We start from the raw sequence: 21,491 nt of genomic DNA on the forward strand, positions 1-21,491 counted from the left end.
CCTGCCATAAATTCTAGATTAAACGTTTCAGCCAGCGTATTTTTACGACGTTAGCCACTGAGTGCCTACTGCCAATTGACTGCTCAGTCAGTTATCCCGGAACACCATTACACTGTTTTATTCAAAACAATACCTAGTGCGTCCATCGCACTAACTAGGAGAACGGCATGCTTGAGCTCACTGTAGAGCAGATTTCCATGGGCCAGGTGGCTGTGGATAAATCTGCTGCCTTGCACCTGCTCGCAGACAAACTGGTGGCTGATGGCCTGGTTGCCGAGGGTTATCTCAGCGGCTTGCAAGCCCGTGAAGCCCAAGGCTCGACCTTTCTTGGCCAAGGTATTGCCATCCCCCATGGCACCCCCGAAACCCGCGATCAGGTGTTTTCCACCGGCGTGCGCCTGTTGCAGTTCCCCGAAGGGGTGGACTGGGGCGATGGGCAGATTGTGTACCTGGCCATTGGTATTGCCGCCAAATCCGACGAACACCTGCGCCTGCTGCAACTGCTCACCCGCGCCCTCGGTGAAACCGACCTGGGCCAGGCGCTGCGCCGCGCCGGCACGGCTGAAGCCTTGCTGAAACTGCTGCAAGGCGCACCGCAGGAGCTGGCGCTGGACGCGCAGATGATCAGCCTGGGCGTGTCGGCCGATGACTTCGAAGAACTTGTCTGGAGAGGCGCACGCTTGCTGCGCCAGGCCGATTGCGTCAGCAATGGGTTTGCCGCCGTGTTGCAGCAGGTCGACGCGCTGCCCCTGGGTGATGGCTTGTGGTGGCTGCACAGCGAGCAGACGGTCAAGCGCCCGGGCCTGGCGTTTGTCACCCCGGATAAACCCATGCGCTACCTGGGCCAGCCGCTCAATGGGCTGTTCTGCCTGGCCAGCCTGGGTGAGGCGCACCAGGCCCTGCTTGAGCGCCTGTGCGCCTTGCTGATCGAAGGTCGCGGCCAGGAATTGGGCAGCGCCACCAGCAGTCGCGCGGTGCTCGAAGTGCTCGGCGGTGAACTGCCGCCTGACTGGCCGAGCGCCCGCATCACCCTGGCCAACGCCCACGGCCTGCATGCCCGGCCGGCAAAGATCCTCGCGCAGTTGGCGAAAAGTTTTGAAGGCGACATCCGTGTGCGCATTGTCGATGGCCCGGTGGGCGCCGTGTCGGTGAAGAGCCTGAGCAAGTTGCTGAGCCTTGGCGCCCGGCGTGGCCAGGTGCTGGAGTTTGTTGCTGAACCAACGATTGCCGGCGATGCATTGCCCGCGCTGCTGGCCGCCGTCGAAGAGGGCCTGGGCGAAGAGGTCGAGCCACTGCCGACCGTGAGCGCACAGCCCGAAGCCCTTGATATCGCGCCAGTGATCAGCGCGCCACAGGCTGGCAGCCAGGTTCAGGCCATCGCCGCGGCGCCGGGCATCGCCATTGGCCCTGCACATATCCAGATTCAACAGGTGTTCGATTACCCCTTGCGCGGCGAGTCCTCGGCCATCGAGCGTCAGCGCCTGCAAGACGCCCTGGCTGATGTGCGCCGGGACATCCAGGGCCTCATCGAGCGCAGCCAAGCCAAAGCCATCCGTGAGATTTTCATCACCCACCAGGAAATGCTCGACGACCCGGAACTCACCGATGAAGTCGACACCCGTCTCAAGCAAGGTGAAAGCGCACAAGCGGCGTGGATGAGCGTGATCGAAGCCGCCGCCAAACAGCAGGAATCGTTGCAGGATGCCTTGCTCGCCGAGCGCGCTGCCGACCTGCGTGACATCGGTCGCCGGGTGCTGGCGCAACTGTGCGGCGTCGAAACCGCCCAGGAGCCGAGCGAACCCTACATCCTGGTAATGGATGAAGTCGGCCCCTCCGACGTCGCGCGCCTGGACCCGGCCCGCGTCGCCGGCATCCTCACCGCCCGTGGCGGCGCAACAGCCCACAGCGCCATTGTCGCGCGTGCCCTCGGTATTCCGGCGTTGGTCGGCGCAGGCCCGGCGGTGCTGCTGCTGGCCGCCGGCACGCCGTTGTTGCTGGATGGCCAACGTGGCCGCCTGCATGTAGATCCTGACGCGGCCACCCTGCAACGCGCCACCGTCGAGCGCGATACCCGTGAGCAACGCTTGCAGGCTGCCTCGGCCCAGCGCCACGAACCGGCGCTGACCCGTGATGGTCACGCCGTGGAAGTGTTCGCCAATATCGGCGAAAGCGCCGGTGTGGCCAGCGCCGTGGAGCAGGGCGCCGAAGGCATTGGTTTGCTGCGCACCGAACTGATTTTCATGGCCCACCCGCAAGCCCCGGACGAAGCCACCCAGGAAGCCGAGTACCGCCGTGTGCTCGACGGCCTCGGGGGCCGCCCGCTGGTGGTGCGCACCCTCGATGTGGGCGGCGACAAACCGCTGCCTTATTGGCCGATTGCCGAGGAAGAAAACCCCTTTCTCGGCGTACGCGGTATTCGCCTGACCCTGCAACGCCCGCAGATCATGGAGGCGCAATTACGCGCGCTGCTGCGCTCGGCGGATAACCGCCCGTTGCGCATCATGTTCCCGATGGTCGGCAGCGTGGATGAGTGGCGTGCGGCACGGGATATGACCGAGCGCCTGCGCCTGGAAATTCCGGTGGCCGACCTGCAACTGGGCATCATGATCGAAATCCCGTCGGCAGCCTTGCTCGCGCCGGTGCTGGCCAAGGAAGTGGACTTCTTCAGTGTCGGCACCAACGACCTGACCCAGTACACCCTGGCTATCGACCGTGGCCACCCGACCTTGTCGGCCCAGGCCGACGGCCTGCACCCGGCGGTACTGCAACTGATCGACATCACCGTGCGCGCGGCCCATGCCCATGGCAAATGGGTCGGTGTGTGTGGCGAACTGGCGGCGGACCCGCTGGCGGTGCCGGTGCTGATCGGCCTGGGTGTGGATGAGTTGAGCGTGTCGGCCCGCAGCATTCCCGAAGTGAAGGCGCGGGTGCGTGAATTCAGTCTGAGCGAGGCCCAGGGCCTGGCGCAAAAAGCACTGGTGGTGGGCACGCCCGCCGAAGTGCGTGCCCTTGTGGAGGCCGTGTAGATGGCAAGGATTCTGACCCTGACGCTGAACCCGGCGTTGGACCTGACGGTACGCCTGGCGCACCTGGAACCGGGTGAAGTCAACCGCAGCGAAACCCTGCTCAGCCATGCCGCTGGCAAAGGCGTGAATGTGGCGCAAGTCTTGGCCGACCTGGGCCATCAAGTGACCGTGGGCGGTTTTCTCGGTGAGGACAATCCCCACGCTTTCGAGGCGCTGATTGAACAGCGTGGTTTTGCCGACGCGTTTATCCGCGTGCCCGGCGAAACCCGCAGCAATATCAAGATTGCCGAGCAGGACGGCCGGGTCACCGACATCAATGCGCCGGGGCCGTTGGTCAGTGAGCAGGCGCAGCAAGCGTTGCTCGACCAATTGACGCGCATTGCGCCGGGCCATGATGCGGTGGTCGTCGCCGGCAGCTTGCCGTGTGGGGTCAGCCCGCAGTGGTTGCAGGGGCTGTTGGAACACTTGAAGCGTCTCGGCTTGAAAGTCGCCCTGGACACCAGCGGCGAGGCGCTGCGTGCCGGTCTTAAGGCGGCCCCGTGGTTGATCAAACCCAATACCGAAGAGTTGGCCGATGCCCTGGGCAATTCCACTGAGGTGATCAGCCAACTGCATCAGCAGGGTGTTGAACATGTGGTCGTCTCCGACGGTGCCGCGGGCGTGAGCTGGTACAGCCGGGCTCCCACCCTGCATGCCACGCCGCCCAAGGTCACGGTGGCCAGTACTGTAGGCGCCGGCGACTCGCTGCTGGCCGGGATGCTCCATGGTTTGCTTGAATCTGAAGCGCCCGAACGAACCCTGCGCCGCGCCACGGCAATTGCCGCCATGGCGGTGAGTCAGATCGGTTTTGGCATCAGCGACGCCGAGCAGTTGGCGCGTCTTGAAAGCGGCGTCGCTGTACGCCCGCTGACAGAACAATAAGAGGGTTTGTCATGAAGTTAGCCATTGTTACTGCCTGCCCGAACGGCATGGTCACCAGTGTGCTGTGCGCCCGCTTGCTGGACGCCGCCGCGCAACGCCAGGGCTGGAGCACCAGCGTCGAGGTGGTGGATGTGCAGCGCCCGGAGCGCCAGTTGTCCCAGGCCACGATCGACGACGCCGAATGGGTGTTGCTGGTCAGCAGCACCGCGGTGGATATGCAGCGGTTTGTCGGCAAGCGGGTGTTCCAGAGCACACCGGCCCAGGCGCTGGCGGATGTCGAAGCGGTGTTGCGCCGGGGTGCTGAAGAAGCCCAGGAGTATGTCGTCAGCCAAGCAGCGGCTGCGTCGAAGCATGCCCCACGTATCGTCGCGATTACCGCCTGCCCGACCGGCGTGGCCCATACCTTCATGGCCGCCGAGGCCCTGCAACAGACCGCCAAACGTCTGGGCTATGACTTGCAGGTCGAGACCCAAGGCTCGGTCGGTGCGCGTACGCCGTTGAGCCCCGAGGCCATCGCCAATGCCGATGTGGTACTGCTGGCGGCCGACATCGAAGTCGCCACCGAGCGTTTCGCCGGCAAGAAGATCTACCGTTGCGGCACCGGTATTGCGCTCAAGCAATCCGAGGCGACCCTTAACAAAGCCCTGGCCGAAGGCGCGGTGGAAAGTGCCGCCAGCGGTACCGTGGCCAAGCAAGAAAAAACCGGCGTCTACAAACACCTGCTGACCGGTGTGTCGTTCATGTTGCCGATGGTGGTGGCGGGCGGTTTGCTGATCGCCTTGTCGTTCGTGTTCGGCATTCATGCGTTTGAACAGGAAGGCACCCTCGCGGCTGCGCTGAAAACCGTCGGCGACCGTGCCTTTATGCTGATGGTGCCGTTGCTGGCGGGTTATATCGCTTACTCGATTGCCGACCGCCCGGGCATTGCCCCCGGCATGATCGGTGGCCTGTTGGCGGGTACGTTGGGGGCCGGTTTTATCGGCGGGATCTTCGCCGGTTTTCTCGCCGGTTATTGCGTCAAGCTGATCACCCGTGCGGTGAAGTTGCCGCAGAGCCTGGAAGCACTCAAGCCGATCCTGATCATCCCGTTGCTGGCGAGCCTGTTTACGGGCTTGGCGATGATCTACCTGGTGGGCCCGCCGGTGGCGCGCATGCTCACAGGCCTGACCGATTTTCTCGCGACCATGGGCACCACCAATGCGGTGCTGCTGGGCATCTTGTTGGGCGGCATGATGTGTGTCGATCTGGGCGGGCCGATCAACAAGGCGGCGTATGCTTTTTCCGTCGGCTTGCTGGCGGCACAGAGCGGCGCACCGATGGCCGCGACCATGGCGGCCGGCATGGTGCCGCCAATCGGCATGGGCATCGCCACGTTCCTGGCGCGACGCAAGTTTGCCCAGACTGAACGCGAGGCCGGCAAGGCCGCGATGATTCTGGGCATGTGCTTTATCTCCGAAGGCGCGATCCCGTTTGCCGCCAAGGATCCGTTGCGCGTGATCCCGGCCAGCATCGCGGGGGGGGCGTTGACCGGTGCTCTGTCGATGTACTTCGGCTGCAAACTGGCCGCCCCCCATGGCGGCCTGTTTGTGTTGATCATTCCGAATGCGATGAACCATGCGCTGCTGTACTTGCTGGCGATTGTCGCCGGTAGCCTGCTGACCGGTTTGGTGTATGCGCTGATCAAGCGTCCGGAAGCGGCCGAGCTGGCTGTCGCACCGGTGTCATAACCGCATGCTTTAGTGGCCCTTTTGATACTCAAGAGGGCACCTGCATGAGCCACTTCGATCTCGGCCGTCGCCGCGTGATGCAAGCCGTCGGCGCCGGCCTGTTGCTGCCGGGCCTGGCCCCGGCGGTGATCGCGTCGGTCAAGGACCGGCCGCAACTCACCGACGGTGTGCAGTCCGGCGATGTGCTGGGCGACCGCGCGATGATCTGGAGCCGCAGCGACCGCCCGGCGAAGATGGTGGTGGAGTGGGACACCCGCAGCGTGTTCAGCAACCCGCGCAAATTTGTCTCGCCCCTGGCCGACAGCCGCACCGATTTTACCGCCCGCGTCGAACTCACCGGGCTGCCCGCCGACCAGGCGATTTTCTACCGCGTGCATTTTGAAGACGCCCAGACTGGCGTCGCCAGCGAGCCGTGGTTCGGCCACCTGCGTAGCGTGCCGCAACAGCGTCGCGACATCCGGTTTGTGTGGAGTGGCGACACCGTCGGCCAGGGCTTCGGCATCAACCCAGACATCGGCGGCATGCGTATCTACGAAGCCATGCGCCTGCGCCTGCCGGACTTCTTTATCCACAGCGGCGACACCATCTACGCCGACGGCCCGGTACCCGCGCAATTGCCCACCGAGGGCGGGCGTATCTGGCGCAATATCACCACCGAAGCCAAGAGCAAAGTCGCCGAAACCCTCGACGAATACCGTGGCAACTACCGCTACAACCTGCTGGATGAAAATGTGCGTCGCTTCAATGCCGAAGTGCCGCAGATCTGGCAGTGGGACGACCACGAAGTGGTGAATAACTGGTCGCCCGGCAAGCAGCTCGACGAGCGCTACCAGACCAAGGACATCCATGCTTTGGTCGGCCGTGCACGCCAGGCCTGGCTGGAATATTCACCCATGCGCCGGCAGAGCGCAGACGGCGGCGGGCGGATTTACCGCAAGCTCAGCTATGGCCCGCTGCTGGATGTATTCGTGCTCGACATGCGCAGCTATCGTGGCCCCAACGATGACAACCTGGGCGGCGCAAAACCCTTCCTCGGCCGTGAGCAATTGGACTGGCTCAAGCGCGAACTCAAGGCGTCCCAGGCGCAGTGGAAGGTGATCGCCGCCGACATGCCCATCGGCCTCGGCGTGCCCGACGGCGAAGTCAGCCCAGGCGTGCCGCGCTGGGAAGCCATTGCCAACAATGACCCAGGGCCGGCGCAAGGCCGCGAGCTGGAAATCGCCGAATTACTGGGCTTTCTACGCGCGCAGAAGGTGCGCAACCATGTGTGGCTGACGGCCGATGTGCATTACTGCGCGGCCCATCACTACCACCCGGATCGTGCGGCGTTCCAGGATTTCGAGCCGTTCTGGGAGTTTGTCGCCGGGCCTCTGAATGCGGGCAGCTTCGGCCCCAATCCACTGGATAAAACCTTTGGCCCTGAGGTGGTGTTCGAGAAGGCCCCGCCCGCGCAGAACACCTCGCCGTTTGCCGGGTTTCAGTTTTTTGGCGAAGTGCAGATTGATGGGCAGACAGCGGAGTTGACCGTGATTTTGCGCGACCTGGATGGGGTCTCGGTGTTCCAGCAAAAACTGCAACCGGTCTGACTTGAAATGCGATCCAAATGTGGGAGGGGGCTTGCCCCCTCCCACATTGGATCACATCAATAGACGTCGCGGCGGTAGCGACCTTGTTCGATCAAGCGCTCCACCGCTTCACTCCCCAGTATGTCGACCAGCGCCTGGTCCACGCCCGTCGCCATCCCCTGCAAGCTCCCGCACACATAAATCGCCGCGCCGTCCGCGAGCCATTTCCGCAGGACATCGGCGGATTCGCGCAGGCGATCCTGCACGTAGATTTTCTCCTCCTGATCCCGGGAAAATGCCAGGTCCAGCAGCGCCAGATCACCACTGGTCAGCCAGCCTTGCAGCTCGTCCTGGCAGAGGAAGTCGTGGGCGATGGTGCGTTCGCCGAACAGCAGCCAGTTGCGCTGCTGGCCTTCGGCAATGCGTGCCTTGAGCAAGCTGCGCAGGCCGGCCAGGCCAGTGCCGTTGCCGAGCAGAATCAGCGGTATGGGCGTGTCCGGCAGGTGGAAGCCACTGTTGCGGCGCAGGCGCAGGCTGATCGTCGAGCCAATGGCGGCATGTTCGGTGAGCCAACCGGAGCCCACACCCAGGCTGCCGTCGGGGTGGCGTTCCTGACGCACGATCAATTCCAGCACGCCATCGCTGGCAATCGAGGCGATGGAGTATTCGCGCATGCCCAGGGGCGCGAGCGCATTCACCAGCGCTTGGGCATGCAAGCCCACCAGATGTGCGCGGTTGTCCGGCAGTTGGCGGGTCGCCAGGGCTTGGTTGAGGGTGTGTGCGAGGCCGTCGACCAGCACGCCGTCGGCGCCGGTCAGGCCCAGGCCTTGGAGGAAGTGCTCGATGGCCCCCGGGCAATTGCGCGGCAGGATTTCCACCAGGTCGCCGGCCAGCCAGTTTTGTTTCGATGGCGATGTGAGGCCCAGCAGGTAGACGCCCGAGCTGGCGCTCCCAGGGTTCAGCAGGGTGCGCTGGCTCAGAGTCCAGTTTTCATACTGGGCGGTCGGCCAGGCCGCCGCCGGTGCGTGGCCGGTCAGTTGGCCAAGCTGTTGTTGCCAGTGCAGCAGGGCGGCCGTGTCGCCGCTGTCGACTTCCACTGGGGCGAACAACGGGTTGCCGCCTTGGTTGGTCAGCCAGAAGTGCAGGCGACGGGCGAAGCCGCAGAAGTGTTCGTATTGGCGATCACCCAGGGCCAGTACCGAGTAGTTCAGGCCCTTGAGCGACAGATCCTGGCCGAGCACGCTGCGCTCGAAACCGCGGGCGCTGTCGGGGGCTTCGCCGTCGCCGAAGGTGCTGACTACGAACAACGCATTTTCCGACTGACGCAAGTCGTCCTGGCTGACACTGCCCAATGGCTGCACCTTCACCGGCAAGCCGGCCGCCTGCAATTGTCCGGCGGTCTGCCAGGCCAGTTGCTCGGCAAACCCGCTCTGGCTGGCAAAGCCGATCAGCCAGGCCGGGGCATCACTGCGGTTGGCACTGAGGCCTTTGCGCGCGTCGCGCACCTGGCGTTTTTTACGCCGACGGTCCAGGTACAGCAGCCAGCCGGTGATGAAGAACAACGGCATGAGTAGCGAGCTGACGGTGAGGATAATGCGCCCCGCCAGGCCGAAATAACTGCCGGTGTGCAGCGCGTAGAGGCTGGTCAGTAACTGCGACTTAAAGGTTTTGTCGGCGTACGCGTCATGGGATTTGACCTCGCCGGTAGCCGGGTCCAGGTTGATCTGGTTCAGTGCGCGGTTGTGGGGTGAGTCTTTGAGCAGGTAATAGACGATGGCGGGTTGCCCGGCGACGGCTGGCATGCGGATGTTATAGGTACTCAAGCCTGGGCCGGCAGTGCTGTAGATGCTGCTCCAGATTGCGTCGTAGTTGGCTACGGGGGACGGGCCTGCGGGCGGCGGACCGCGCTTGCGCATCCGTTCATTTTGCGGCGCGTCGGACAGCAGTTTGGTCAGGCCCTGGCTGTACCAATCGTAGGACCAGGACAGACCGGTCAGTGCCGCCAGCAGGTAGGCCAGCAGGCACCAGGTGCCGAACACCGAATGCAAATCCCAGTTGAAGCTGCGGCCCTTTTTGCGCCAGTCCAGCGTCAGCCAGGCACGCCAGTTGGCGACCTGGCGCGGCCAGCGCAGGTACAGGCCGGACAGGCAGAAGAACACCAGGATCAGCGTGCAGGCGCCGGTGATCTGCCGGCCGGTTTCGCCCATGGCCAAAAAGCGGTGCAGTTGCAGGATAAAGCCGAGCACATCCTGGCCGACCGCGTCGCCCATGTAGTCGCCGGTGTAGGGGTCGAAATAGCGCATCTGGCCACGGCGTTCGCCCGGCGGCGGGGTGAAGAACACGCGGGCGGCGTTGCCGCTTTCGCTTTCCACCCAGAGCATGGACACGGTCTTGCCTTCGGTGGCTTCCAGCTTGCGCACCAGCTCGGCGGGCGGCAGCACGCCGGCTTCGCGCTTCTCCACGCTCAACACGCTCGGGTTGAGCGCGCGCAGAATCTCATCCTGAAACGAGATCGCAGCCCCGGTGATCCCCATCAAGGCCAGCACCAGCCCGGCAGTGATGCCGAAGAACCAGTGCAACTGGAACAGGGTTTTCTTCAACACGTCGGACCGCCTCGTCTATCTGAATATGTAGGGCACGGCGCGCATTATGCCGTGGGTTGTCGAGAAACATTCTGTTTGACACGCAAAAGCCCCACGCATCCGATGCGTGGGGCTTTGTGGGCTGCTGACCGTTTAGAAGTGGAAGCTTGTGGACAGCAGCGCCGTGCGGCCCGCCGCCTGGTTGGCGAAGTGCGAGGCGTAGGCTTTGTCGTAGTAGGTCTTGTCTGTCAGGTTCTGCACGTTCAGTTGCAGGTCGACGTTCTTGGTCAGCTTATAGCTGGCCATGGCGTCGTAGCGTGTGTAGGACGGCACATACACGGTGTTGGCCGCATCGCCGTAAACCTGATCGACGTAGAACGCGCCACCGCCGATGGTCAGCTTCGGGGTCACGTTATAGGTGGTCCACAGGCTGAACGAGTTCTCCGGCGTGTTGGGCATCTGGTTGCCTTTGTTGGAACCTGCCTGGACGACGCCCTGGCGGTTGCCGTTTTTGCCTGGGTCAACCAGTTCGGCTTTCAGGTAGCTGTAGCCGGCGAATACTTGCCAAAGCTCTGTGATCTTGCCGCTGGCGGACAGTTCCAGGCCATCGACCCGCGATTCGCCCGCCGTTTCGTAGGTGTTGGAGTCCACCAGGATGCGGGTGTTTTTCTTCTCGGTACGGAACACTGCGGCAGACAGGGACAGGCGGTTGTGGAACAGATCCCACTTGGTGCCCAGCTCGTAGTTGACGGTTTCTTCGGGCTTGAGGTCGCTGGTGTTGATGCCGGTAGGAATCGCATTGCTGTCGACCCCTTCGCCCACCAGTCCACCTGCCGGTGAGGCCGAGGTCGCGTAGGAGGTGTAGATGCTGCCGTTCTCCAAAGGCTTCCAGACCAGGCCGGCCTGCCAGTTGAAGAACTGGCTGTCGTCCTTGACCTTGCTGCGTGCCTTCACGGTCGCGCTGGGCACTGCGTTGATGTTTGCTTCGGTGTCGAAGGTGTCGTAGCGCAGGCCGACGTTCAGCAGCCATTTCGGGTCCAGCTCAATGGTGTCGAACACATAGGCGGCACGGCTGGTGGCCTTGGTGTTGGTGCCGTTGTAGTTGCGCGCGATGCTGCCGGTCCAGGCGTCGTCCGGATTCGGGTTGCTCAGCGAGGTGCATTGGCCACCCCGGCCGCCGCCGGCCACGGTGCACGTCGGGTTGGTGTTCGGTGTGACGGTGTAACCACTGACGCGGGTTTCTTCGCCGGTGAACTCCAGGCCGGTGGAATAGCTGTGCTTGAAGCCAAGCGCCTGGAAGTTGCCGAACAGATCTGTCTGGTTGGTGGTGGTCGTGGTGGTGGAGACGCGAGCGTTCGCGCGACGCCACACCGTGCCGAAACGGTTGACGTTGCGTTGGCTATCGTCCGGCTGGGTAAGTACGTAGTCCTGGCCGGTGCTGCCATGGCGCAGGGTGTTTTTCAGCGTCATGTCGTCGTTCAGGTCGTGCTCGATGGAGAACGTGCTGATGTCCGCGCGGGTCTTGCGGAAGTCGCGGTCCTTGAGACCGTAGAAGTTATTGCTGTCGCCGCCGTCGGTGGGTTTGTCGTGCGCGTGGGTGGTGGCGGTCGCAGAGCTGTAGCCATACGGAATGCCCGAATCCGGCAGGTCATTGCTTTCCATATGGTAGTAGCTGAGGTTGACGCGGGTCGGCGTGCCCAACCCAAAGGTCAGCGATGGGGCCACGCCCCAGCGGTCGTAATTTACAGCGTCACGGCCAGCCACGTTCTGCTCGTGGCTCATCAGGTTCAGGCGGAACGCGGCGCTGTCGTCGAGGAATTGACGGTTCACATCGAGTACATAGCGGCGGGTCTGGTCGGAGCCGTAAGTGAAGCCGCCGTTGGTGAAGTCCCGGGCTTGCGGGGTCTTGCTCACCAGGTTGAGGCTGCCACCGGCCGAGCCACGACCGCCGAAGGAGGAGTTCGGGCCTTTGCTGACTTCGATGGACTCGATGTCGAAAATCTCACGGCTCTGGCCGCCGGTGTCGCGCACGCCGTCCAGGTAGGTGTCGCCCTGGGCGTCGAAACCACGGATGAATGGACGGTCGCCCTGCGGGTTGCCGCCTTCGCCAGCGCCGAAGGTAATCCCCGGTACGGTGCGCAGGGCATCCTGCAACGAGGTGGCAGCGGTGTCCTTGAGGACTTGTTGTGGCACCACGGTCACCGAGCGCGGCGTATCCACCAGCGGCGCGGTGTATTTTTGCGACGAGGCTTTTTCGACCTGGTAAGCGGTGTTGTCCTGTTCTTCGCCGGTGATGCTGGTGGCGCCGAGGGAGATACTGTTGCGCTGGCCTTTTTGTTCAGTGTCTTCGGCCGCCTGCGCCAGATGGGCGACAGAGCTGGCGCTGAGCGCAACGCCGATGGCCGAAGCCAGCATACGGGGTGAAGCAACAGGTGTTTTTGTGGTGGTGCGCGACATGACGTGTCCTTTCCCCAAGGATGTGAGGCGGCGGAATATAGGGTGAACAAGACTTTCTATCAATTGAGATGCATTACTATTCGCGCTGAATTTACATTCTTTACACTTTTGGCTTACGGTTTTTACGATCTCGTTCGTCTTTGGCGTTTTACAGGGCGGATAAGAATCAATACCATTAGCGCCTCTTTGCCTACAGGTATTGCCCCATGTTGCTGCACATTCCCGGCCTGTTCTCTCGCGAGGAAGTGCAGCGCATCCGCCACGCCCTGGAAACCGCCGATTGGGCCGATGGCAAAATCACCGCCGGGCACCAGTCCGCCAAAGCCAAGCACAACCTGCAATTGCCCGAAGGCCACCCACTGGCCAAGGAAATCGGCGCGGCGATGCTCGAAAGGTTGTGGAAAAACCCTCTCTTTATGTCGGCAGCGTTACCGCACAAGGTCTTCCCGCCGCTGCTCAATTGCTACACAGCCGGTGGCAGCTTCGACTTCCATATCGACAATGCCGTGCGCCAGGCCAGGGGCAGCCATGAGCGGGTGCGTACGGACCTGTCGTCCACGCTGTTCTTCAGCGACCCGGACGACTATGACGGCGGCGAACTGGAGATCCAGGACACCTTCGGCCTGCAGCGCGTGAAGTTGCCGGCCGGCGACATGGTGCTGTACCCCGGCTCCAGCCTGCACAAAGTCAACGCCGTGACCCGTGGTGCGCGCTATGCCTCATTTTTCTGGACCCAAAGCCTGGTGCGTGAAGACAGCCAGCGTACGCTGCTGTTCGAGATGGACGGCGCCATCCAGCAACTGACCCGCGATGTACCTGATCACCCGGCCCTGATCCAACTCACCGGCACCTATCACAACCTGTTGCGTCGTTGGGTCGAGGTCTGACATGGGCTTTTTATTGCGCCGCGAAGAAGTGCTCAACGTTGAGCAATTGCAGGGCATGCTCGACGACTCGCCGGTGCGCGCGGCCCAGGCGATTTTGATCGCGGCCAAGGAGGGCGTGGTGGATGCCCAGGCCTTGCTCGGGCAAATCCTGCTGGAAGGCCGCGGTATAGCGCGCGATGAAGCGCTGGCGCTGCGTTGGTTCCAGATTGCGGCGCAGGGTGGGCATTTAATGGCGCGCAATATGGCCGGGCGTTGCCGGGAGCATGGCTGGGGGTGTGCCATCGACGAAACGGCGGCTGCACGGGAATATCGGTTGGCGGCAGACGCGGGATTGGATTGGGGCCAGTACAACTATGCCAATCTGCTGGCGACTGGGCGGGGTGTTGCCGAGAACCCACAGCAAGCGCTGGCCCTGTATCGGCAAGCCGCAGAACAGGGCCATGCCAAGTCGATGAACCTGCTGGGGCGCTATCTGGAAGACGCTCAGGTTTGCCCGAGGGACCTGGAGGCGGCTGTCGAGTGGTATCGACGTTCAGCCGAGGCCGGGGATTTTCGCGGGCAGTTCAGCTATGCGGCGGTGTTGGCCGACAGGGGCCAGGTCGAGGCGGCGTTGGCGTGGTTGCGCAAGGCACTGGCGGGCGGAAATCTCAAGTTCCTGCGAACAGCCCACAAGGCCTTGGCTGCGGCGAGTGATCCGCAGGTTAGAGCGCTGGCCGAGGCCTACCGCCAACGGGCCGTGAGCCTTTCCTGAGGCATAAAAAAACCCATGACATGTCATGGGTTTTTTGTGCGCAGCCGTCTTACACGTAGAACGACTTCAGCGGCGGAAAGCCATTGAACTCAACCGCGCTGTAGCTGGTGGTGTAGGCACCGGTCGAGAGCCAGTACAAACGATCACCGATCGCCAGGTTCAGCGGCAGGCCGTACTTGTAGTTTTCGTACATGATGTCGGCGCTGTCGCAGGTCGGGCCGGCGATGACCACTTCTTCCATCTCGCCTTTCTTCTCGGTCCAGATCGGGAACTTGATGGCTTCGTCCATGGTTTCGATCAGGCCGGAGAACTTGCCCACATCCGTGTACACCCAACGCTCGACGGCAGTACGGGATTTACGTGCAACCAATACCACTTCACTGACCAGGATACCGGCGTTGGCGATCAAGGAGCGGCCTGGCTCGAGGATGATTTCCGGCAGGTCATCGCCGAAGTCTTCCTTGAGGAAACGGATGATCTCTTCGGCGTAGGTTTCCAGGCTGTTGGTGCGGGTGATGTAGTTGGCCGGGAAGCCACCGCCCATGTTGATCAGCTTGAGGTGGATGCCGTCTTCTTCCTTCAGGCGTTCGAAGATCACTTTGACCTTGGCGATTGCCGCGTCCCACACGCTGATGTCGCGTTGCTGCGAGCCAACGTGGAACGAAATGCCGTACGGCACCAGGCCCAGGTCACGAGCGAGGATCAGCAGGTCCATGGCCATGTCGGTCTGGCAGCCGAATTTGCGCGACAGAGGCCAGTCAGCGGTGGTCGAGCCTTCGGTGAGGATACGTACGTACACTTTCGAGCCCGGTGCGGCCTTGGCGATGTTGCGCAGGTCGGCTTCGGAGTCGGTGGAGAACAGGCGCACGCCTTTCTCGTAGAAGTAGCGGATGTCCTTGGATTTCTTGATGGTGTTGCCGTAGCTGATACGGTCGGCGCTGACGCCGCGGTCCATGACCTTGTCCAGCTCGTAGATCGAGGCGATGTCGAAGCTCGAACCCTTGTCTTTCAACAGGTCGATGATCTCGACGGCAGGGTTGGCCTTGACCGCGTAATACACCTTGGCGAATTCGAAACCGGCGCGCAGGTCATCGTAGGCCTGGCTGATCATCGCGGTGTCGATCACCACGAACGGGGTTTCTTGCTTGTCGGCGAACGCCTTCATTTTGTCAAAAGTGGCGCGCGCGAAATAATCTTCGACGTTGATCGACATGCTGGGAACTCCTAAGGGCAAACTAAATTGATCAATGGGTGCAAATGAACGTCCTCCGTATCCCCACTTTGGTTCGCCTACTTCCCAAGGCATGTCGCCGAAAGCAAAAAGGCCATGGGAACAACCGCTTCCCTTGGCCTTGCTGTCTCGTCGTCAGTACTTGAGCCGGATGGATCGTTTCCAGCATGGACGTTCGGCGCGAACTTTAGGACGTGAGGGGCCATAGATCAACTAAAAATGTCGCGTTTTTGCACGCGTTCGTCGCGGGACCGCGTGCAGCTACTTATGTAACCGACACGTGTGACGGAATGATGTTCCCCGGATGGGGATAATTGAAGGTATTTCCCTGACAGATCGCGGACCAAATGTGGGAGGGGCTTGCTCCCGATAGCGGTGGATCAGTGACAGATGAAGTGACTGACACGCCGCCATCGGGAGCAAGCCCCCTCCCACATAAGATCAGGCCAGGGCGGTCTCGGCAGGGGAGACAATACTGGTCTTGCCCCCACGGGACTTACCGGAGCTCAGGTACTCGGCGATCGATTCCTGGGTCACCTCACCCAGGAACACCCGCTCCGCATCCATTACCGGCAGCCACGAGCGGTTGAACTCGTACATACGCGACAACAGGATGCGCAAATGCTCGTCGTACGCCGCCGTGGCGTTGAACTCACGCAGGTACTGGCCGCAGGTGCCGGTCTGACGGTGCAGGTCGCGACGGCGTACATAGCCGAGTGCCTTGTTCTCGGCGCACGTGACTACCACATAGCGGCGGTCGGTTTCGTCCATCAGCTCCAGGGCCTCGGCCACCGGGGTTTCCGGGCTCACCGACGGGGCGTTGTCGGCCGCATCTTCAGCTTTAACCAGCAGCAGGCGCTTGAGGGTGCTGTCCTGGCCCACGAAGTTGCTGACGAACTCATCCGCCGGATGTGCCAGCAGCGTATCCGGGTGGTCGATCTGCAGCAGCTTGCCGGCGCGGAAGATGGCGATCTTGTCACCCAGTTTGATGGCTTCGTCGATGTCGTGGCTGACCATGATCACGGTCTTGTTCAGCGCGCGTTGCATCTCGAAGAACTCGTTCTGGATCATCTCGCGGTTGATCGGGTCGACCGCGCCGAACGGCTCATCCATCAGCAGCAACGGCGCATCGGCCGCCAGTGCGCGAATCACGCCGATGCGCTGTTGCTGGCCGCCCGACAGCTCACGCGGGTAGCGATGCAGGTACTGCTTGGGTTCCAGCTTGATCATGCTCATCAACTCGCGGGCGCGGTCGTGGCATTTCTGTTTGTCCCAACCGAGCAGCTTGGGCACGACCACGATGTTTTCCTCGATGGTCATGTTCGGGAACAGGCCGATCTGCTGGATCACATAGCCTATGTTGCGACGCAGGGTCACTTCGTCGAGGTCGGTGGTGTCTTCGCCGTTGATCAGGATCTTGCCCGAGGTCGGCTTGATCAGGCGGTTGATCATTTTCAGCGTGGTGCTCTTGCCGCAGCCCGAAGGGCCGAGGAATACGCAAATCTCGCCTTCGTTGACGGTCAGGCTTACGTCGTTCACGGCCGAAACAGTTTTGCCGTTGCTTTGAAAAGTCTTGGTCAGGTTTTGAAGTTCGATCATTTGAGCAGTCCTTTTGGAGTCAGCGAGCGTTGCAGCCATTGCAGAAGCAGGTCGGCGAAGATGGCCAGGAGACTGACCAGCACGGCGCCAACGATCAGCATCGACATGTCGCTGCGGCTGATGGAAGCCAGAATAAGTACACCCAGGCCACCGGCGCCGATGGTGGCGGCGATGGTCATGACGCCAATGTTCATCACCACGGCGGTACGCACACCGGCGAGGATCACCGGCACGGCGATGGGCAGCTCGACCATGCGCAGGCGCTGGCCGAAGGTCATGCCGATGCCTTTGGCGGCCTCGCGAATGCCCGGTTCGACGCCGGTCAGCGCCAGGTAGGTGTTACGCATGATCGGCAACAGGGAGTAGAGGAACACGGCGGTGATCGCCGGCATCGGCCCCAGGCCCTGGCCAAACTTGGAGTAGAACGGCAGCAGCAGGCCGAACAGCGCGATGGACGGTACGGTCAGCAGCACCGTGGCGCTGGCTTGCAGGGGGGCGGCGAGGGTTGGGAAGCGGGTCATCAGCACGCCGAGGGGCACGCCGACGACAATCGCCAGGATCACCGCGATACCGACCAGGGTGATGTGCTGCCAGGTCAGGTGCAGGACCTGGGCCCAATCAAGATGGGAAAAGGCGTTCAGGAATTCCATGTCTTCTCCTTCTTAGTTGATCGGATGTTGGCGCAGGAAATCGGCGGCAACAGCGGATGGACTTTCATGCTCGACGTCGACCCGTGCATTCAACTCGCGCATGGTTGCGTCGTTGAACAGTTCGGCCAATGGCTTGAGCTCGGCGGCCAGTTGAGGGTGCTGGTCGAGGTATTGCTGGCGAATCACCGGGGCGGCGGTGTAGTCCGGGAAGTAGTGCTTGTCGTCTTCCAGCAGCTTCAACTTGAACGCGTTCAGGCGACCGTCGGTGGTGTAGACCAGACCGGCAAACACCTGGCCGTTACGTAGGGCGGTGTAGACCAGGCCGGCGTCCATCTGCCGGGTGTTTTTACGCGTCAGGTTCATGTCGTACAGCTTGACCATGCCGCCCATGCCGTCGGAGCGGTTGGCGAACTCGGTGTCCAGGGCCACCAGGCGCGTGCCTTTGGTTTTCTGGGCCAGGGCTTGGGTCAGGTCGCTGATGGTGTTGATCTGCGGGAATTCCTTGGCCACGTTTTCCGGCAATGCCAGGGCGTAGGTGTTGCTGAATTTCGACGGCGACAGCCAGACCAGGCCTTTTTTCGCGTCGAGTTCTTTGACCCGGGCGTAGGACTGTTCGCTGTCGAGCTTCTCGTCCACATGGTTGTAGGCCACCAGCGACACGCCGGTGTATTCCCAGATCAGGTCCAGTTGCCCGCTTTCCTGGGCACTGCGCGCCAGGTTGCTGCCCAGGCCGCCGGTCACGCGGGCGTCGTAGCCCTTGGTGCGCAGGTACTGGGAGGTGATTTCGGCCAGCAGGGTCTGTTCGGTGAACACCCGTGCGCCGATGCGAATTACCGGTTTTTCAGCCGCTTGCGCAAAACCAGCAAACAGCAGGACGCAGCTCAATATCAAGGTCAGTCTTTTCATGTGATTTCCTTTGCCAAGCCTTAAGACGGACGCAACCCGCGTTCCAGCCAGAGGCGGCTGGCCATGGTCACCAGACCGTCGAGCAGCAATGCCAGCAGTGCGGTGCATGCGGCACCAAGCAGCAGTTGCGGCTGATTGTTCAGGGCGATGCCGGGGAAAATCAGGCTGCCCAGGCTGTTGGCACCAATCAGGAACGCCAGCGGTGCGGTACCGACGTTGATCGCCAGTGCCACGCGAACGCCACCGATGATGATCGGCACGGCATTCGGCAGTTCGACACGAAACAGCACCTGGCGCGGGGTCATGCCGATGCCGGTGGCGGCTTCTTTCAGCGAGCCCTGAACGTTTTTGAGGCCTTCGTAGGTGTTGCGCACGATGGGCAACAGGGAGGCGAGGAACAGCGCGAAGATGGCCGGGCCGCTGCCGATGCCGAGGACGCCGAGGGCGATGGCCAGTACGGCCAGAGGGGGGACGGTGTTGCCGATGTTGAAGATCTGCATGAAGCGTTCTGCGCGCCCGACCATGTTCGGTCGGCTGAGCAGGATACCGGCGGGGATGCCCACAATCAGGGCCGCCAGCATGGAGACTAGAACAAGGATCAAATGAGCTTGCAGGTAAAACAACAAATCGTCGCGGTACAGTTCGATCGTGTTGATGCCGATCCAGTGGACCAGCAGGGCCAGGAGAGCGACGACAACCACTCCTCCTATCAGCCCTTTGCCATAGCGAATAGCCACAGGCGGACTCCTTTTTTCTTTTGTCGGCGAACACATTTCCGAGCGGCAATGCCATTCCTGGCTGCCTCTGAATGAGTTCGCGAAAAGCAGCTCGCCAATACCGGCAACGCGGTATCAAATCGAGCCATAAGCGCAGCCTCGTCAGGCTAACTTGCTGATTTTTCAGCCCCTGTTCCGAGTGCGATAGCAGGGGAGTGGACGTCTCTACCTTTTAAAAGGTTCCACAGTTGGCAGTATTTAGCCACCCCCAAAGGGGTGAACGGTGGTCCGTCACTCCCGGTTTGCGCTATACTCGCCGCCCTTTTTTGACTCACCTGCCAGGCGATTTCCCATGACCCACCAGGCCGCCGAAGTCGCGAAACGCCGCACTTTCGCCATTATTTCCCACCCCGATGCCGGTAAAACCACCATCACCGAGAAGCTCCTGCTGATGGGCAAGGCGATCGCAGTGGCCGGCACGGTGAAATCCCGCAAATCCGACCGCCATGCCACCTCCGACTGGATGGAAATGGAAAAACAACGGGGTATTTCCATTACCACGTCGGTCATGCAGTTCCCGTATCGCGACCATATGGTCAACCTGCTCGACACTCCGGGCCACGAAGACTTCTCCGAAGACACCTATCGCACCCTGACTGCGGTGGACTCGGCACTGATGGTCCTCGACGGCGGTAAGGGCGTCGAGCCACGTACCATCGCGCTGATGGACGTGTGCCGCCTGCGTGACACGCCGATTGTCAGCTTCATCAACAAACTCGACCGCGACATCCGCGACCCGATCGAATTGTTGGATGAAATCGAAGCCGTCCTGAAGATCAAGGCCGCGCCGATCACCTGGCCGATCGGTTGCTACCGCGACTTCAAGGGTGTGTACCACCTGGCCGACGACTACATCATTGTCTACACCGCCGGCCACGGTCACGAACGCACCGATGTGAAAATCATCGAGAAGCTCGACTCCGACGAAGCCCGCGCCCACCTGGGTGACGAGTACGACCGCTTTGTCGACCAGTTGGAACTGGTGCAGGGCGCCTGCCATGAGTTCAACCAGCAGGAATTCCTCGACGGCCAACTGACCCCGGTGTTCTTCGGGACCGCCCTGGGCAACTTCGGCGTCGACCACGTGCTCGACGCCGTCGTGAACTGGGCACCGAAGCCGCTGGCCCGTGTCGCCAACGAGCGCACCGTGGAACCGGTGGAAGAGAAATTCACCGGCTTCGTGTTCAAGATCCAGGCGAACATGGACCCCAAGCACCGCGACCGTATTGCCTTCATGCGCATCTGCTCGGGCAAATACGAAAAAGGCATGAAGATGCGCCACGTGCGCACCGGCAAGGACGTGCGCATCGGCGACGCCCTGACGTTCTTCTCCTCCGAGCGTGAACAGCTCGAAGAGGCCTACGCCGGCGACATCATCGGCCTGCACAACCACGGCACCATCCAGATCGGCGACACCTTCACCGAAGGCGAAGCGCTGGGCTTCACCGGTATCCCGCACTTCGCTCCGGAACTGTTCCGCCGCGTGCGCCTGCGTGACCCGCTCAAATCCAAGCAACTGCGCCAAGGCCTGCAGCAACTGGCAGAGGAGGGCGCGACCCAGGTGTTCTTCCCCGAGCGCAGCAACGACATCATCCTCGGCGCCGTCGGCGTGCTGCAGTTCGATGTGGTCGCCAGCCGCTTGAAAGAGGAATACAAGGTCGAGTGCTCCTACGAGCCGATCACGGTGTACTCCGCGCGCTGGATCGAATGCGCCGATAAGAAGAAGCTGGAAGAGTTCTCCAACAAGGCCGTGGAAAACCTCGCGGTCGATGGCGGTGGTCACCTGACCTACCTGGCCCCGACCCGGGTGAACCTGGCGTTGATGGAAGAGCGCTGGCCGGATGTGAAATTCCGCGCGACCCGCGAGCACCACTAAGGTCCGAGCGCCGCAAAACAAAATGTGGGAGGGGGCTTGCCCCCGATAGCAGTGTGTCAGCCAGTACCTTGGGGGCTGACACTACGCTATCGGGGGCAAGCCCCCTCCCACATTTTTGGTCTCCACCAGGCATGGGATTGGCGAGAATCCGGCATCGGGTCTAGCGTTTACCCACCGACTGTAAAGGAGATCACCGTGCGAAATGCTCAACGCGCCATTCCCCTGGTGTTGCTGGCCGTCCTGGGGCTGACGACCCTTCCGGCGCTGGCGGGCGCAGGAGCGCCGCAGTGGAAAGACACCGGCCCGGTCACCAAGAAAAAGCAGAACGAGGTCAACTCCGGCAGTTGGCAACCCCAGGCCCAGCCCGCGCCAAAAGAGGACGCAGAAAACCCTTACAACGAAGGGGAAGACAGCGAAACCTACGACGACGGCGACAGTTAATTGCATCCAAAAGAAAGCCCCTCCCGCCAGGCTGATGCGCAACCTGACGGGAAGGGCTGTAGAACGCTGTATCCACTGCTTACACATTGATCATTC

15 protein-coding genes are annotated in these 21,491 nt (G+C 62.0%); 8 read left to right on the forward strand and 7 right to left on the reverse strand.

The window, feature by feature from the left end; all coding sequences use genetic code 11:
* Positions 1 to 167 precede the first annotated feature (167 nt).
* The 4 genes from ptsP to HCF10_RS00735 are packed head-to-tail and all read left to right on the forward strand — an operon-like array spanning position 168 to position 7,260.
* A complete protein-coding gene (gene ptsP / locus HCF10_RS00720) occupies positions 168 to 3,026 on the forward strand; it encodes a phosphoenolpyruvate--protein phosphotransferase (protein ID WP_167654715.1) in 2,859 nt (952 codons plus the stop codon).
* The gene (gene pfkB / locus HCF10_RS00725) at positions 3,027 to 3,947 is read left to right on the forward strand and encodes a 1-phosphofructokinase (protein WP_167654716.1); all 921 of its coding nucleotides are present in this window, start codon (positions 3,027 to 3,029) and stop codon (positions 3,945 to 3,947) included. It begins immediately after the preceding gene.
* 11 nt (positions 3,948 to 3,958) lie between these two features.
* The gene (locus tag HCF10_RS00730; RefSeq protein ID WP_131698471.1) at positions 3,959 to 5,674 is read left to right on the forward strand and encodes a PTS fructose-like transporter subunit IIB; all 1,716 of its coding nucleotides are present in this window, start codon (positions 3,959 to 3,961) and stop codon (positions 5,672 to 5,674) included.
* Positions 5,675 to 5,718: 44 nt separating this feature from the next.
* Positions 5,719 to 7,260, forward strand: coding sequence for an alkaline phosphatase D family protein (locus HCF10_RS00735; protein ID WP_167654717.1), 1,542 nt, complete (start codon positions 5,719 to 5,721; stop codon positions 7,258 to 7,260).
* Positions 7,261 to 7,316: 56 nt separating this feature from the next.
* Here the strand turns inward: HCF10_RS00735 and HCF10_RS00740 are convergent, their stop codons facing one another.
* Both HCF10_RS00740 and HCF10_RS00745 read right to left on the reverse strand, forming a co-directional pair.
* Positions 7,317 to 9,842, reverse strand: coding sequence for a PepSY domain-containing protein (locus HCF10_RS00740; RefSeq protein WP_167654718.1), 2,526 nt, complete (start codon positions 9,840 to 9,842; stop codon positions 7,317 to 7,319).
* A 132-nt stretch (positions 9,843 to 9,974) separates the two neighbouring features.
* Positions 9,975 to 12,278: a TonB-dependent receptor gene (locus HCF10_RS00745; RefSeq protein ID WP_131698468.1), complete on the reverse strand. Its 2,304-nt coding sequence runs from the start codon at positions 12,276 to 12,278 to the stop codon at positions 9,975 to 9,977.
* A gap of 206 nt (positions 12,279 to 12,484) precedes the next feature.
* Between HCF10_RS00745 and HCF10_RS00750 the strand changes: the two genes are divergently transcribed.
* Together HCF10_RS00750 and HCF10_RS00755 are read left to right on the forward strand one after the other, a co-directional pair.
* Complete coding sequence (locus HCF10_RS00750; protein WP_145335365.1) at positions 12,485 to 13,165, forward strand: Fe2+-dependent dioxygenase; 681 nt, start codon at positions 12,485 to 12,487, stop codon at positions 13,163 to 13,165.
* Position 13,166: 1 nt separating this feature from the next.
* Positions 13,167 to 13,916 (forward strand): tetratricopeptide repeat protein, encoded by a 750-nt coding sequence (locus HCF10_RS00755; RefSeq protein ID WP_131698466.1) that lies wholly within the window; start codon positions 13,167 to 13,169, stop codon positions 13,914 to 13,916.
* Between the two features lie 49 nt (positions 13,917 to 13,965).
* Here HCF10_RS00755 and HCF10_RS00760 read toward each other — a convergent pair whose 3' ends face one another.
* From HCF10_RS00760 to HCF10_RS00780, 5 genes are all read right to left on the reverse strand, one after another.
* The gene (locus HCF10_RS00760) at positions 13,966 to 15,129 is read right to left on the reverse strand and encodes a type III PLP-dependent enzyme (protein ID WP_014716890.1); all 1,164 of its coding nucleotides are present in this window, start codon (positions 15,127 to 15,129) and stop codon (positions 13,966 to 13,968) included.
* Between the two features lie 459 nt (positions 15,130 to 15,588).
* Positions 15,589 to 16,746: an osmoprotectant ABC transporter ATP-binding protein OsmV gene (locus tag HCF10_RS00765; protein WP_053131666.1), complete on the reverse strand. Its 1,158-nt coding sequence runs from the start codon at positions 16,744 to 16,746 to the stop codon at positions 15,589 to 15,591.
* Entirely contained in the window at positions 16,743 to 17,396 is a 654-nt protein-coding gene (locus HCF10_RS00770) for an ABC transporter permease (RefSeq protein WP_131698465.1), read from the reverse strand. Before HCF10_RS00770 ends, HCF10_RS00765 begins: the two co-directional genes overlap by 4 nt.
* A 12-nt stretch (positions 17,397 to 17,408) precedes the next feature.
* A complete protein-coding gene (locus HCF10_RS00775; RefSeq protein WP_167654719.1) occupies positions 17,409 to 18,302 on the reverse strand; it encodes a glycine betaine ABC transporter substrate-binding protein in 894 nt (297 codons plus the stop codon).
* A gap of 20 nt (positions 18,303 to 18,322) precedes the next feature.
* Positions 18,323 to 19,039 carry an ABC transporter permease gene (locus HCF10_RS00780; RefSeq protein ID WP_032886220.1) on the reverse strand — a complete coding sequence of 239 codons (717 nt, stop codon included), beginning with the start codon at positions 19,037 to 19,039 and terminating at the stop codon, positions 18,323 to 18,325.
* A gap of 331 nt (positions 19,040 to 19,370) precedes the next feature.
* On the opposite strand from HCF10_RS00780, the gene HCF10_RS00785 reads away from it, so the two are divergent.
* Positions 19,371 to 20,954, forward strand: a complete 1,584-nt coding sequence (locus tag HCF10_RS00785; protein ID WP_131698463.1) for a peptide chain release factor 3 — start codon at positions 19,371 to 19,373, stop codon at positions 20,952 to 20,954.
* A 195-nt stretch (positions 20,955 to 21,149) separates the two neighbouring features.
* Positions 21,150 to 21,395: a hypothetical protein gene (locus HCF10_RS00790; RefSeq protein WP_131698462.1), complete on the forward strand. Its 246-nt coding sequence runs from the start codon at positions 21,150 to 21,152 to the stop codon at positions 21,393 to 21,395.
* Positions 21,396 to 21,491 lie beyond the last annotated feature (96 nt).

The sequence above is a fragment of the Pseudomonas sp. B14(2022) genome (genome assembly GCF_012030485.1).
Lineage (GTDB): Bacteria > Pseudomonadota > Gammaproteobacteria > Pseudomonadales > Pseudomonadaceae > Aquipseudomonas.